General features: G+C 68.5%; 10 protein-coding genes and 1 pseudogene. 8 read left to right on the top strand and 3 right to left on the bottom strand.

What is annotated here, in order from left to right; genetic code table 11:
• Nucleotides 1–278 precede the first annotated feature (278 nt).
• Nucleotides 279–583, bottom strand: a pseudogene (locus tag C3488_RS41810) (hypothetical protein); the annotation flags it as partial.
• A gap of 719 nt (nucleotides 584–1,302) precedes the next feature.
• Between C3488_RS41810 and C3488_RS27040 the strand changes: the two are divergent.
• Nucleotides 1,303–2,469 (top strand): ROK family transcriptional regulator, encoded by a 1,167-nt coding sequence (locus tag C3488_RS27040; RefSeq protein ID WP_103843537.1) that lies wholly within the window; start codon nucleotides 1,303–1,305, stop codon nucleotides 2,467–2,469.
• Nucleotides 2,470–2,746: 277 nt separating this feature from the next.
• Here C3488_RS27040 and C3488_RS27035 read toward each other — a convergent pair whose 3' ends face one another.
• Nucleotides 2,747–4,165, bottom strand: a complete 1,419-nt coding sequence (locus C3488_RS27035) for a non-reducing end alpha-L-arabinofuranosidase family hydrolase (protein WP_103843536.1) — start codon at nucleotides 4,163–4,165, stop codon at nucleotides 2,747–2,749.
• A 1,153-nt stretch (nucleotides 4,166–5,318) separates the two neighbouring features.
• Between C3488_RS27035 and C3488_RS27020 the strand changes: the two genes are divergently transcribed.
• From C3488_RS27020 to C3488_RS42725, 6 genes are all read left to right on the top strand, one after another.
• Nucleotides 5,319–6,668, top strand: coding sequence for an aspartate aminotransferase family protein (locus C3488_RS27020; protein WP_103843534.1), 1,350 nt, complete (start codon nucleotides 5,319–5,321; stop codon nucleotides 6,666–6,668).
• Between the two features lie 107 nt (nucleotides 6,669–6,775).
• Nucleotides 6,776–7,771: a phosphotransferase gene (locus tag C3488_RS27015; RefSeq protein WP_103843553.1), complete on the top strand. Its 996-nt coding sequence runs from the start codon at nucleotides 6,776–6,778 to the stop codon at nucleotides 7,769–7,771.
• 359 nt (nucleotides 7,772–8,130) lie between these two features.
• A complete protein-coding gene (locus tag C3488_RS27010) occupies nucleotides 8,131–8,715 on the top strand; it encodes a transcriptional regulator (RefSeq protein WP_103843533.1) in 585 nt (194 codons plus the stop codon).
• Nucleotides 8,716–8,729: 14 nt separating this feature from the next.
• Complete coding sequence (locus C3488_RS27005; protein ID WP_103843532.1) at nucleotides 8,730–8,918, top strand: hypothetical protein; 189 nt, start codon at nucleotides 8,730–8,732, stop codon at nucleotides 8,916–8,918.
• 424 nt (nucleotides 8,919–9,342) lie between these two features.
• Nucleotides 9,343–10,167, top strand: a complete 825-nt coding sequence (locus tag C3488_RS27000; RefSeq protein ID WP_103843531.1) for an alpha/beta fold hydrolase — start codon at nucleotides 9,343–9,345, stop codon at nucleotides 10,165–10,167.
• A 24-nt stretch (nucleotides 10,168–10,191) separates the two neighbouring features.
• Complete coding sequence (locus tag C3488_RS42725) at nucleotides 10,192–10,653, top strand: DUF6233 domain-containing protein (RefSeq protein WP_219822341.1); 462 nt, start codon at nucleotides 10,192–10,194, stop codon at nucleotides 10,651–10,653.
• Here the strand turns inward: C3488_RS42725 and C3488_RS26995 are convergent.
• Nucleotides 10,592–11,407 (bottom strand): class I SAM-dependent methyltransferase, encoded by an 816-nt coding sequence (locus tag C3488_RS26995; RefSeq protein ID WP_181139213.1) that lies wholly within the window; start codon nucleotides 11,405–11,407, stop codon nucleotides 10,592–10,594. The two genes, C3488_RS42725 and C3488_RS26995, sit on opposite strands and share 62 nt — an antisense overlap.
• Nucleotides 11,408–11,843: 436 nt before the next feature.
• On the opposite strand from C3488_RS26995, the gene C3488_RS26990 reads away from it, so the two are divergent.
• On the top strand, nucleotides 11,844–14,262 hold a 2,419-nt coding region (locus C3488_RS26990), incomplete at its 3' end, for a non-reducing end alpha-L-arabinofuranosidase family hydrolase (RefSeq protein ID WP_374955462.1).

The raw sequence follows: 14,262 nt of genomic DNA, 5'->3' as shown, positions 1-14,262 counted from the left end.
CCGGACGATCTACACCCCAGACTGCCGCCCACGACCAGCACGAGCAGCCCGAAACGAGGTCACGCCACCGGCTCACCAGCCACTTCAAGATGGTGCTGCTTCAGAGATCAAGCAGTTCCTCGGCCCGAAGGAGCACAACGGCGAGTGGGGGCGTCGCATGGCTGGACATCTGGCCGCGGTACGAGGGTTGTGGCCGGACTCCACTGCGGCCACAGGGCAGCCGCACGCCTACCCGGAGGAGGCAGAGGCGGTTCGTCATGGGGTTGCTACCGGCGAGGTCATGGGACCCGGGGGACATGGATGAGGCGGACAGGGGGACCGGCCGGGTGTCCAGGCAGGACCGCTCCGGCGCGGGCGGGGCTGGTCGACGGTGGCGCCGGGGGCCCGGGCTGCCCGCGCTGCCGGGGCAGGCGCACGCCTCCCGCCACCGTGACCGCGAGCGCTCCGAGTGGGGCGAGGGCGGCCCAGGGCGCGTGTTCGGAGTAGGGCTTGTTCTCTGCGAGCAGCAGGCCCCACTCGGGGCAGGGCGGTTCGGCGCCGAGGCGAGGAAGCCGAGGGCGGCCAGGAGGGCGGTGCCGGGCAGCCCTCACCGGAGCCGGTGGAGTCGGACGACGGCGATCCGTCGTCGGAGGCGAAACAGCCAATGAGGAGCGGAGCGAGGAGCAGGCCGGCATGAGCTGGCGGCGGGGGTCTTCTCATGGAGGACGGGGAGGTCGGCGATGTCGGTGATCCGCTTCGAGCCGAGCCGGTGCTCGTCGTGCTCGAAGCCGCGGTCCCTGGACACCATGTTCTTGATGCCCAAGGCGACCGCGGAGCGCAGGTCCTACTTCGGGTTGGCCGTGGCGTGCACGATCCAAACAACCATTTGTTGCCGTTTCAGCCTGAAACAAAACATGATATGCTAGCCGGCATGCGGTCAAGCCGTTCTCAGGCGGGGCGCCGGCCCGGCGACGTCGAGGTCGTTTCGGCCGTCGACCAGCGGCTGGCCGCGCGGGGGATTGCATCGGCCGCGAATGCTCGCTGCCGGGAGACAGTTGGTCGTCGACTCCCGGGCCTCCTGCCCTTCGCCGCGATGCGGCGATGCGCTCATGGAGTGCTTGGGGGACCTTATGGGGTGCATGACAGGTGAGTCGAGAACCGTCCGGCAAGGCGGAAGACTTCGCTACGGGCCGCTTCGAGCGCGCCCGGGCGGGAGCGGCGGATCCGTCGGAACACCCGCTTCTCACCGCGTCGAAACCCTTGGCCGCACCGCCCGAACCGGTCCCTGCCCGATCGGCGTACCAGGCTCGCTATGGTCATCACGTGGCCAACCCGACCTCGCGCGACTACAACAAGGCATCAGTCCTCGACGTCATCCTGTCCCACGCGCCCTTGACGCGGAACCAGCTGATCGAGCTGACGGGCCTGAGCAAGGCCACGGTGTCCAGAGCGGTGGAGGAGCTGCGGGCCGACGGCTTCGTCGTCGACGGCGGGGTCGACGAGATCACCGGTCGCGGCCGCCGCTCCACCTACCTGGACCTGCCCGGCACGACCGGGCACGTCGCCGGTGTCAGCTTCGGGGCACAGACCACGAGCGTGCTGGTGACCGACCTGAGGGGTCGTGAGATCCAGCATGTGACGGTTCCCACCGCCGATCACCAGGAGGTCGAGGACGCCGCGCGATGGCTGGTCGACCTCATCGCGCGGGCCGCCCGATCCGCGCAGGGTCCTCTGCGTCAGATCGTCGCCGCAGTGCCCGGCCGGGTCCGGAACGGCACGGAGATCTTCGGCCCCGCGGAGTCGATGAGAATCTTTGCGGGCTCAGGCCTCCAGCAGGCCGTCGAAAACCTGATCGATGCCCCCGTGCTCCTCGACAGCGATGCCAACGCGTCCCTGCTCGGAATCCTCACCGATGACGCAACCATCAAGGACGCCGCGCTCTTCAGCCTCAGCACCACACTGAACTTCGCCAGCTGCACGGATCACGAGCTCGCCCGGGGCAGTACGCCCACCTTCGGCGATATCGGTGTGCTCTCCTCCGGAGTCGGCGACGAGAACCTCGACGAGCTGCTCAGCACCCGAGGTCTCCTCCGGTTCGCTCGCAAGCGGGGGCTCGACCTGGAGCGCATCGAGGATCTCTGGCTGCAACCGCACTCCGAGGCGCCGCACGCCGAAGTGCTGCAGGCGTTCACCACCGCGATCGTGACCGCTGTCAGCGTCGTCGCCGTGACGCTCGACCCGGAGTCGGTCTACTTCGTGGGCCGGCTGCGCCCGCTCGTCGACGTCGTCCTTCCCCAGGTGCGCGGGCGGCTCGAACAGAGCCTTCCGGCGGTGCCGGAGATCAGGACGGGTCCGCATCAGATCGGTCTGTCGACGGCACAAGGAGCGGTCTACGCATGCCTGACGATTGCTCAGGAACGGCTGGGCGAAGCCGTGCTCGGAGCACGGCAGCACAACCGGCTGACGGAGCGGTCCGCACCGGCCTTCTGAGCCGGCCGCCGGCACGCGAGATGCTGCGGGGCACAGGTGAGGACACGGGGCCCGCCGTCGGCACACACGGCCGGCAGGCGGATCCCCGGTGGCGTCACAGGGCTTCGGTCCGTACTCACGATGAGAGTCCACGAAAGAGAGGGGCCCCGGCCGACGCGCGGCTGGGGCCCCTCAAGGCGGTGACTGTCGGTCAGCAGGTGGAGTCGCCCACGCCGTAAACAGCCTGTCCAGGCGTCGGCGGACCGCACCACATCGCGATCACCGTGGATCAGGCGGGTCAGCGCTGCAGGGTGAGCACGCCCGGCCGGTACGGCAGTTGGATGTAGGGGGTGTCCGACGGTGTGTTGGGGGACACGCCCTGATAGAGGAACTGCAGGTTGCAGGGGTCGATGGTCATGGTCTGGTCGGGGTTGTTGCGGACCAGGTCACCGTGGCTGATGCTGTTGGTCCAGGTGGCACCGCTGTTGGCCTTGCCCGCGAAGGGGTTGGACTCGGTGGCGGCCTGCGGGGTCCACGGACCGTCGAGGCTGGTGGCCGTGAACGAGCGGAAGAAGCGGTCCTCAGTCGCACCGCGAGCCTCGACGATCATGAGGTACTGGTTCTGGCCCTGGACCTTGTAGACCTGCGGTGCCTCGAACAGGTTCTTCTCGGTGTCGCTCATGACCGTGGTGTAGGACGAGCCGAAGCTGCCCGGGAAGTTCCCGATCGGCATGGTCGACTTGAAGATGCTGCCCTTGTCATTGGCGAAGAACAGGTACATGTTCTGGCTGTCACCGATCAGGGTCAGGTCGATCGGGGCGCCGGTGGGGAGGCTGCCGGTGAACAGCGGCTGCGGCGCGGACCAGCCGTTGGGGTTGGTGGGGTCGCTCGACGTGCGGTAGACGAAGGGCCACTGACCCCACTGGTAGGCCAGCACCCAGATGTTCTTGGGCGCGAAGTAGAGCAGCTGGGGCGCCACGGCGTTCTGGTTCATGGGGATCTGGGCGGCCGAGGCCATGTCCGACCAGTTCGTGAAGGGAGCGAACGCCATCGAGCCCCACGACGACCCCGAGGCGTTCGTCGCGTAGACCAGGTGCTTGCCGTTGTAGACCACGTTGGTGAAGTCCTTCAGCGAGTACCATCCGTTCGCCGGCTGCGCCAGCGGACCCGTCGAGGTCCACCTGTACGTCGACGGAAGAGCACACGAGTTGGACACCCCGGACAGGCCGGTCCACTTCTGGTTGCCGGCGCCGGTGCAGTTCCAGAGCTGCACCGCCGTGCCGTTGGCCGTACCGGCTCCCGACACGTCCAGGCACAGCCCGGACTCCACGCCGACCACCGTGCCGTCGGTGTTCACCCGCCACTGCTGGTTCGCACCGCCGTTACAGGACCAGATCTCCACTCGGGTACCGGCCGTGGTGGCGTGGCCCGGCACGTCCAGGCACTTGTTGCCGTAGACGGTCAGCTGGTTGCTGTCCGTCAAGGTCCACTGCTGGTTGGTCCCGCCGTGGCAGTCCCAGATCTGCAGGAGCGTGCCGTCGGTCTGGCTGGCGCCCGGCACATCGAGACACCGGCCGGAACCAACGCCGCGCAAGGCGCCGCTGGTGGCCGCCTGAGCCGGACTGGCCACGAGCATCGCCGCCACCGCGGCCAGGGCCGCAACCGCGGCGGCGAGCACCGCAGACGGATGTCTGCGGCTGAAACTACGTCTGTGCATGAGGCCTCGCCATCCTTGAGCAAGCGGCTCCGGTTTGCCCCTTCAGAGGCCGTCCGGATGTCAGTGCGGTGCAACCCTTGTTCGTCATTCCGAACAAGGGTCGAAGTGTCGAGCAACTGGATGATAGGGAACCTGTGAACGGCGTCAATACTTCTCGCATATTCGCGAGCCGAACATGCGCAGGCTGAAACCAGGGGGCATCAGGTTCCGCGGTTGCGCGGCTCTTTGGCGTGAGAGGCGGGTAGCAGTGCGGGCCCGGGCTTGGTGACCATTGCGGCTGTCCTGCCCCTGATGATCGCGAGAGCGTCCCGGGTTTGCTGATGCATCTTCACCTCTTCACCGGTCCTCGACGTGCTTGTGATGATGGGTCCGCTTGACTCCGGCCGGGGCGCCGACCTGTGTCCCTGCTTCGACTCCTTGCCCGACCTGTGCTCGCGGCGGGCCGGTGGTACTCACTGACGGCGATCCTGCTCGCGTGTGCTGGCGCGGTCGTTTCCGACGCAAGGAGCATCAACGAACTCACCGTGTGGGGTGCGAGGGCCTCGGGCGAGCCGCTTGCGGCCCTCGGTGTGCGCCGTCAGCTCGGATGGAGGCGCACGCCGTCGTCGGCGGCGATCGGGCGTGTGTCGGGGGCCCTCGGCGGTGACACCCTGGACCGGGCGGTGGGTGCCTACGTCGCCGACCGGCACCATGTCGCCGCCAGCACGCGCGTCACCTCCCGCCAGCCGGTGGGTCATCGCGGCGGACGGCAGGACACTGAAGGGCTCGGCCCGTTCCGGAGCGGCCCGCCGTCACCTGTTCTCGGCCGCCAGCCACAACACCGTCGTGACAGGCACCGCTCGACCCGGCAGGTGCGGTCGTCGCCTTCGACGCGCTGCACTCGGTCAAGGCGAACATCGCCTGGTTGGTGGAGACGAGGAACGCCACCGCGTCGCCGTGATCGAGACCAGCCAGCCCACCGCCCACCGGGTGCTCGCCACGCCGCCCTCGCGGTACATCGCCGTCCAGCACACCACCGCAGACGAACCGCACCGGCGGCATGGGCGGGCACCGCGGGGAAGTTCTAGTTTCAGGTTGGAACTGAAATAAATATGGTATGGTTCCGGCCAATGCAGCGAGCAACTCCGGAACGAGACTGAAGGTGTGCCTGCCGATGACTTCGACGCTGAGTCGGGCAATCGCCCACTACCCCAACCGGTTCGACCCCGGGGCACTGAGCGACCTCCCCGAGCACCTGCAAGAGACCATCCAGCGCCGGAACAAGGTCCTGGGCCCCGGCTACACACTGATCTACAGGGAGCCGGTCGAGTTCGTCTCCGGTCACGGAGCCCACTTGATCGACCGGGACGGCAACGACTACCTCGACGCCTACAACAACGTCCCCTGCGTAGGGCACGCCCACCCTCACGTGGCCGAGGCCGTCGCCCGCCAGATGGCGGCGGTCAACACCAACACGCGCTACGTCCAGGAAGCACTGGTCGACTACGCGGAGCGGCTTCTTTCGACGTTCCCCGAGGAGTTGTCCAAGCTGAGCCTCGCGTGCAGCGGTTCGGAGGCGAACGACCTGGCGGTGCGTGTGGCGCGATTCCACACGGGCGGCGAGGGCATCATCGTCACCCGCTGGGCGTACCACGGCATCACCCGGGAGGTGGCGAGCTTCTCCCCGACCCTCGGCGCGGGCTCGCCGCTGGGGCCGAACGTCCGCCTCATCGACGCTCCCGACCCGCGCCTCGTCGCGCCCGGCTCCACGCTCGACGAGCACATGCGCCGGCAGGTGCGCGGCGCGATCGACGACCTCGAGCGCCACGGCTACCGGCTCGCGGCCCTGATCACCGACTGCGCTCACAGCAGCGATGGCATCTTCACCGATCCCCCCGGCTACATGCAGGCAGTGGTGGAGGAGGTGCACGCGGCCGGCGGCGTCTACATCGCGGACGAGGTCCAGTCGGGCTTCGCCCGGCTAGGCGACTCGATGTGGGGCTTCAGCCGCCACGGTGTGCTGCCGGACATCGTCACCATGGGCAAGCCGATGGGCAACGGCCTGCCGATCTCGGGTGTGGTCTTCCGCCCCGAGGTCTGCGAGGAGTTCGGACGCAACGTCCGCTACTTCAACACCTTCGGCGGCAGCTCCATCCCCGTGGCAGCCGGCGCTGCGGTGCTGGACGTCTTCGAGAAGGAGAACGTGCAGCAGCGCGTCCTGGAGAGCGGCAACGCTCTGCGCGCGGGGCTGCGGGAGATCACCAAGGATTCCCCTTACATCGCCGAAGTCCGCGGCGCCGGCCTCTACGTCGGCGTGGAGATCGTCAAGGACCGGGAGACCCTCGAGCCCGACCGCGGACGTGCCGAAGACGTCATCAACGACATGCGCGATCGCCGCATCCTGATCAGCGGCACGGGCACGTCGGCGAACACACTGAAGATCCGTCCCCCGCTGGCCTTCGACTCCGCCGATGTGACGCGATTCCTGGAGACCTTCGCCGAGGTCGCGAAAAACCGTCTGTGACACGCCGGCGGAAGGGACTGACCGTGAACACCTCACCAGGTACGAACTATGCTCAGCGGCTCCTCGAGGAGAGCGGCCTGACGTCGTCCCACGAGCCCATCGACGCGATGCTGGTGAGCAGTTTCCTTCAGGGGCGCTACCACCTCACCGGGCGCTTGGGGCGACTGGCGACCGAGAAGGACGACACATTCCGGCTCAGCACCGACTCGAGCAACTACCTCGTCAAGGTCTCACCACCTGACGAGGCGGAGGCAGTCGTCGCCCTCCAGACCGCCGCGATGCGGTACCTGGAAACCACCGCTGGGCACTTGCCCGTTCAGCGGGTGAAGCTGACCGCCGACGGAGACGACCACGTCACGATCAGGCTGAACGACGGCAGGACTCGAGTCCTGCGGGTGTTCGACTTCGTCGAAGGCCAGGTCCTGGCCGATGCGAACCCGGACGCGGAGCGGCTCTCCAGGGCGGGCGCGATGCTTGGGCTGATCGACGTGGCGCTCAGGCCGTTCACGCACCCGGCGGACCGACGAGATCTGGCATGGGACATCCGGCATTTCCACCAGATGACCGAACTGGTCGAGCACACGCCGAGCTCCGAGCACCGTCGGCTGGCCCAATCGGTCTTCCGGCTCTTCGGCGAAAACGTCGTCCCGAAGCTCGGGGATCTAGAAACGCAAGTGATCCACGGTGACTTCAGCCCGTACAACATCGTGGTGGATCCCGGAAGCGATCACTTCGTCACCGGTGTCATCGACTTCGGTGACACGGTGCGCAGTGCGGTGATCTTCGACCCCGCCGTTCCCATGGCGAACCTGCTCGGCAGGACGCCGGATCATCCCTGGCGGGACGCCTGCGCCTTCGCCGCAGGCTACCAACGGAAGCGACCGATCCAGGCGTCGGAACTCCCGCTGCTCCCGGTTGCCGCGCTGGCACGGCTCACACTGCGTGCGCTGATCACGAACTGGCGCGCGGAGCGCGCACCCGATCGGCGCGCGTACCTCCTCGATCACGCCAAGGACGACTGGATCAATCTCGAGCGATCCTTGACCGTGAGCCTGGACGACGTCGTCGCGTACCTCAGGGAAGCCCGTCACGGGCACTGCTGAAAAGCCCGACGCTCGGAGGGGGATTTGGTCGTGTACGGGGTGGCGGCCGGTCTGCGCGCCCGACGGACTGCAGTGCTGTACGGAGTTGGTCCACCTCTTCCCGGTGCGTGCCGCGGGCGTCGGCGAGTTGTTGGCTCCGTCTCCGGGACCAGGGTGTTGGAAGCCGCCTCGACGTCGGAGGTGTTGGGCTGTGTGGATGATGACGTCCCCCCCCAGCGACGCGGCGAGGGCGCCCTTCGAGCAGTCCGCGTACCAGTGGACGTAGCGCCGCGACGCCATCGTGCTGAGCGCAGCCACTCCGAAGCACTGATGCAAAGATTCCATTGCAAGCATTCCTTTGCAGCGCTATCTTTGTAAGCATGAACGAGCCGCCTGACTCGCACGTCCGCAATCTCGATGCCCGATCCCTGCGTGGGCTCGCACATCCACTGCGCATGCAGCTGCTGGACGCCCTGCGCTTCGGCGGCCCGGCCACCGCATCTCAACTCGCCGAAAAGCTGGGCGAGTCAAGCGGTGCGACCAGCTACCACCTGCGGCAGCTCGCCGTTCACGGCTTCATCGAGGACGCCCCCGAGCGGGGCAAGGGCCGGGAGCGGTGGTGGAAGGCGGTCCACAAGGGCCTGCGCTTCGACGACGCACTGCTCACTGACGCCAGCCCGGACGTGCGCGGGGCTGCCGACATGTATCTCCACGAGGTCGCCACCACTCAGACCCGGGACCTCTCGACCTGGCTCGGCAACCGCCAGGCATGGCCGGAGGAATGGAACCTGGCCTGGGACATGAGCAGCGCGACACTGCGGCTGACTCCCGAACTGACCCAGGAGCTCGTCGAGAAGATGCACGCGCTCGTCGACACCTACCGCGACCGGGCCGCCGGCGAGGACGACGCCAACACCGCCCAGGTGCGCATCCACACACATGCGTTCCCTCTCACCACGGAGTGAAAGGCCACAGTCCGATGCATCCCGAGAACCACCTTGCCCTGCACCGTGTCCGCGCCGCCGAACTCCGTGCCGAAGCCGACGTGTACCGTCTCGCCGCAGCGGCCAGGCACCCCCGGGACCTCCGTACCCGTCTCGGCTGGGCCCTCGTGGAAGTCGGCCTGCGGCTGGCTGCCGCCCCCAAGACGGCAGTCGCCATTCCTTAGCGCCGTGCGCGACCGCCGCCCTCGTGGGGCAACATGACCGCCAGGACGGGGAATTGGCTGACGCCGAACCCACCATCCGCGTCTTCCTCCGGCGCGCGCATCCAGGCCCCCGAACAGGCCGAACACAGTGCGCGCGCAGGCTCTTCCGGCCGAGATCACCCAAGCCGGCACACCGGGCAAGACCACACGACGCGTGGGGACATCCCCAGACCAGGTCTGTCCCCTTCCTGAGCACCACATAGCCGAGTTCACAGTGCGCCATCACGTGATGAGAACCTTTGAACATGGCCAGGGCCGGTAAGACTCGCTACCGTCACCGGTCGCTGCCGGTAGCGGGGAACCGGCCGGGCGGCCGGTGCCGGACCACCAGCGCCCCCGAGCGCCGCCACCTCACCCACCGCGCCTACCGCCTGGAGAACCCGGCATGACCTGGACCGAGCGCACCGTAGTACGCGAAGGCGTCCGCATCTCCTGCCGTGACTGGGGCGGATCAGGACCCCCGGTCGTCCTGCTGCACGGACTGGCCGGCCACGCAGGCGAATGGGACACCCTCGCCCGGAACCTGAGCCGCCGCTACCGGGTGGTCGCCGTCGATCAGCGCGGCCACGGCGCCAGCGAACGCCGACCGCGCGATGTCTCCCGCGCTGCGTACGTCGCCGATGCCGTCGCCGTCATCCAACAATTTGACCTGCATCGGCCGGTACTGGCAGGTCAGTCGCTCGGCGGCCACACCGCCTTGCTCACCGCCGCAGCACACCCCGACCTGCCGAGAGGCCTCATCCTCATCGAGGCGGGCCCAGGCCGCGCCACCCCGAACACGCAGGCCGAGGTCGGCGCAGCGCTGGACGCGTGGCCGACACCGTTCCCCTCACGACACGCCGCCGTCGCGTTCTTCGGCGGCGGGGCTGTCGGCGACGGTTGGGCGGCCGGGCTGGAGGAGCGCGGCGGCGGATGGTGGCCGCGTTTCGACCGTGACGTGATGGTCAACGCCCTTACCGAGAACACCCGGCGTTCCTTCTGGAACGAGTGGACGAGCATTACGTGCCCGACCCTGCTCATCCTGGGTCAATCTGGCATCATCCCCGTGGACGAGGCGGAGGCCATGCTCCAACAGCGCCCCATGACGGTGGCCATGAGCGTCCCCGACGCGGGGCACGACGTCCACCTGGAACGACCCGAGGTCCTGCGGCAGGTGTTCCAGAATTTCCTCGAGCAGCTCGCCGACCAGCCTGTCCACGGCCGGACCTGACCCCAACGAAGGGGGACGTGGAGAGTGACGGCGATCCGCGCCCCACAGGCATCAGTCAACAGTCGCCTGGACTCTGCCCGAATACTGCGATCTGCCTGTCCGCCGCCCCGCTACGAGCCGACCACGAACGCGGCCTACCGGTGGGCCCGGAAGATTCAGCGGGGGCCGGCCTTCGGTGGCCGCCCCGGCGCGCTCGCCGTGCACGTGTGGGACTGCGAGGAGGCGCCTGGGGAGGCGGAGGAGCTGGACGTGTTCGCGGCCCTGGCGGCGCTGCGCCGCCCCGGCGCCGTGGCTCGCACCGAGTGCGGGGCGGACGTCGCCCTCGGCCCGCTGATGCAAGCCGGGTTCAACCGCCGAGCAGTGCGTCGAGCAAGCACTCGTCCGGCCCCCTGGGAATCGATCATCCAGGGAACCGCGAGGCGCTCTACCGGCGGACCGCCGAGATCAGTCCGCCAGGCCGCTCCTCGCGCTGCGGCGGGGTGCTGATCGGGCGGCCGTAGGCGGCAGCGCGCTCGCGCAGGGTGTGGCAGCCGGCCTCCCAGCCATGGCCGGCCAGCCAGCCCACCGGGTCGTCGGGCATCTCCGAGACCCACATGGACGCCGCCGATCCCGGTACGGCGTCCGCGCCGAAGCGATCGATCACACCGCGCGAGCCCAACGTCAGCCCCATCCGACTGCCTGCCGCCGACCGCGCGCTGATCCGGGCCAGCAGCAGTTCCACCGCGTCCTCGGGCAGATAGATCAGCAGTCCTTCGGCGATCCACACGGTCGGCACCGCCGGGTCGTGCCCTGCGGCGGCCAGCGCGCCCGGCCAGTCCTCACGCAGATCCACCGCGACGGTGATCCGCTCGCAGCGCGCGACGGCCCGCTCCTGGCGCAGCACCGAAGCCTTGAAGTCCAGTGGAGCGGCGGTGTCGACCTCGAACAGCCGGGTGCCCTCGGGCCAGTCCATCCGAAAGGCCCGGCTGTCCATGCCGGCGCCGAGCAGCACGACCTGCCGGACTCCGGACGCGGAGGCCTGCTGCAACAGGTCGTCGAGGAACTTCGTCCTGATGACGATGGAGAACGACACGGCCAGCCGGCGGCGTCGCGCCGCCTCGTCATCGGGCTGCGGCGGCGAGGAGGGCCACAGGCCGCCGGCGGCGGCGAAGGCCTGTGCCAGCGGATCGCGGAACAGTGCGTCCTCCCGCTCGGTCTCGAGCGCCCGCACCCTGGCCACCCCCACCGCCGTGGCCCACACTCCCGACGGCTGCACCCGCTCCTGCTCATCAGTCACCGCGCCAGCCTAGATGATCGATTCAAAGTGGGTCTGATGGGTGGAAGCCAGGCTCATGCGCGGCCGGCCGGTCATCCGCGCACCGACCGCCTGCGACCTCTTGGTCGGGATGACCCGTGTTGCGGCGTGGCGCTGCCCGGAGCCCTCGGCGCGGTGATCGTCATGGTCGCCAGCCGAGGGACCATCTACCCCGCAGGGACGACACCTGCCGCGCCGACGCCGGGACGGCCGCAGGCGCCCTCGCGGTCCGGGGCGGCTTCGCCCCGACGGGATGAGGCCGCGCCGATCTCCGGCTCGACGAAGAAAATTCCTCCCCGATCACGGCAACCTCTGTGTGCGCGGCGGCAACTGACGGATGAACGGGGCCGAGACCAGGCCCACCGCGCAGAAGGACAAGCCGTTGCCAGATCAGAACCGCTCTCATCGCCGCCGTCCGGCAACCCGCCGCGTGCTCGCCGCCGCCGCGGTTCTCGCCGCCGCGGGTGCTGCCGTACCGCTGGTCGCCCTGGCCGCACACACGCCGAAGGCCGGCACGCCGACCGTGGCCGCCGATGCAGCGGCCGGCAGCGGCCGCTACTTCGGCACGGCAGTGTCCTCGGGCAAGCTCGGCGACTCGACGTACTCCACCATTCTCGACCGGGAATTCGACATGATCACCCCGGAGAACGAGATGAAGTGGGACACGATCGAACCCTCCCGCGGGTCGTTCAACTTCGCCCCCGCCGACTCGATCGTCAGCCACGCCACCGCCCACGGCCAGCGCATGCGGGGCCACACCCTGGTGTGGCACTCGCAGCTGCCGGGTTGGGTCAAGTCCATCACCGACGCCAACACCCTGCGCAGCGTGATGAACAACCACATCACCCAGGAGATGGCCCATTACAAGGGCAAGATCTACGCCTGGGACGTGGTCAACGAGGCCTTCGCCGACGGCGGCAGCGGGCAGCACCGCAGCTCCGTGTTCCAGAACGTGCTGGGCAACGGCTTCATCGAGGAGGCTTTCCGGACCGCCCGGAACGCCGACTCCAAGGCCAAGCTCTGCTACAACGACTACAACATCGAGAACTGGTCGGACGCCAAGACCCAGGGCGTCTACAGGATGGTCAAGGACTTCAAGTCCCGCGGCGTGCCCATCGACTGCGTCGGCTTCCAGAGTCACTTCGGCGCCGGCGGCCCGCCGGCCAGCTTCCGGACCACCCTGTCCAACTTCGCCGCGCTCGGCGTCGACGTCCAGATCACCGAGCTCGACATCGCCCAGGCGTCCGCCACCGCGTACACCAACGCCGTACAGGACTGCCTGAACGTCGCTCGCTGCACGGGTATCACGGTGTGGGGCATCCGCGACAGCGATTCGTGGCGCACCGGTGAGAACCCGCTGCTGTTCGACAAGAGCGGCAACAAGAAGCCCGCCTACGGCGCCGTGCTCACCGCCCTGGGCGGCAGTGGCGGCGGCGGCACGCCGGGCGGGGACATCACCTCCGGCACCGTCTACACGCTTTCCAACGCGACCACCGGACGCGTTCTCGACGAGCCCGCGGGGCACAACGGCAACGGCACCCCGCTCCAGATGTGGGATGCCAGCGGTGCCTCAAACCAGCAGTGGCGGGCCGGCCGGAACAGCGACGGCTCCTACACGCTGACCAACATCGCCAGCGGACGGGTACTGGACGAGCCGGCCAACCACACGGGCAACGGGACGAGAGTGCAGGTCTGGGACGCTCACAACGGCGCCAACCAGCACTGGCGGGCCAGCCGGAACAGTGACGGCTCCTACAGCCTGACCAACGTCGCCAGCGGCCGGGCGCTGGAGACCCCCGCCGGTCGGACCGCCAACGGCACTCCTGCCCAGATCTGGGACTCCAACGGCGGCGGCAACCAGCACTGGAACGTCAGGCCGTCGGCGCCGAGGGGCGGCACCTGCTCTCTTCCGTCGACGTACCGGTGGACCTCGACGCGTCCGTTGGCCCAGCCGGCGAACGGGTGGGCCTCGCTGAAGGACTTCACCACCGTGACCTACAACGGCAAGCACCTGGTCTACGGGACGAACTACTCGGGATCGTCGTACGGCTCGATGATGTTCAGTCCCTTCACGAACTGGTCGGACATGGCGTCGGCCGGTCAGACGGGGATGAGCCAGAAGGCGGTGGCGCCCACGCTGTTCTACTTCGCGCCGAAGAAGATATGGGTGCTGGCGTCCCAGTGGGGTGCGTCGCCCTTCGTCTACCGCACGTCGAGCGACCCCACCAACCCCAACGGCTGGTCCGCGCCGAAGCCGCTGTTCACCGGCAGCATCCCCCGGACCGAGTCCCCCACCGGCCCGATCGACCAGACCCTGATCGCCGACGGCCAGAACATGTACCTGTTCTTCGCAGGCGACAACGGAAAGATCTACCGGGCGAGCATGCCGATCGGGAACTTCCCGGGCAACTTCGGCTCGTCGTACACGACGGTCATGAGCGACACGGTGAAGAACCTGTTCGAGGCGCCGCAGGTCTACAAGGTCCAGGGCCAGAACCAGTACCTCATGATCGTCGAGGCTCGGGGTGCGAATGAGCAGCGCTACTTCCGCTCGTTCACGGCCTCCAGCCTGAACGGTCCGTGGACCCCGCAGGCCGCCACCGAGTCCCACCCCTTCGCGGGCAAGGCCAACAGCGGTGCCACCTGGACCAACGACATCAGCCACGGTGACCTGGTCCGCAACAACCCCGACCAGACCATGACCGTCGACCCCTGCAACCTGCAGTTCCTCTACCAGGGCAAGTCCCCGAACGCGAACGTCCCCTACGACCGACTGCCGTATCGGCCGGGTGTCCTTACGC

The sequence above is a fragment of the Streptomyces sp. Ru72 genome (assembly GCF_002920635.1).
GTDB lineage: Bacteria > Actinomycetota > Actinomycetes > Streptomycetales > Streptomycetaceae > Streptomyces.
The sequence above is the reverse complement of the archived record's forward strand: the minus strand, read 5'-3'. Positions and strand labels throughout refer to the sequence as shown.

Bases quoted from the DNA above. Each gene is read 5' to 3' on its own strand.
- C3488_RS27035 (WP_103843536.1), bottom strand. From the start codon at position 4,165: ATGCACAGACGTAGTTTCAGCCGCAGACATCCGTCTGCGGTGCTCGCC.
- C3488_RS27020 (WP_103843534.1), top strand. From the start codon at position 5,319: ATGACTTCGACGCTGAGTCGGGCAATCGCCCACTACCCCAACCGGTTC.
- C3488_RS27015 (WP_103843553.1), top strand. From the start codon at position 6,776: ATGCTGGTGAGCAGTTTCCTTCAGGGGCGCTACCACCTCACCGGGCGC.
- C3488_RS27010 (WP_103843533.1), top strand. From the start codon at position 8,131: ATGAACGAGCCGCCTGACTCGCACGTCCGCAATCTCGATGCCCGATCC.
- C3488_RS27005 (WP_103843532.1), top strand. From the start codon at position 8,730: ATGCATCCCGAGAACCACCTTGCCCTGCACCGTGTCCGCGCCGCCGAA.
- C3488_RS27000 (WP_103843531.1), top strand. From the start codon at position 9,343: ATGACCTGGACCGAGCGCACCGTAGTACGCGAAGGCGTCCGCATCTCC.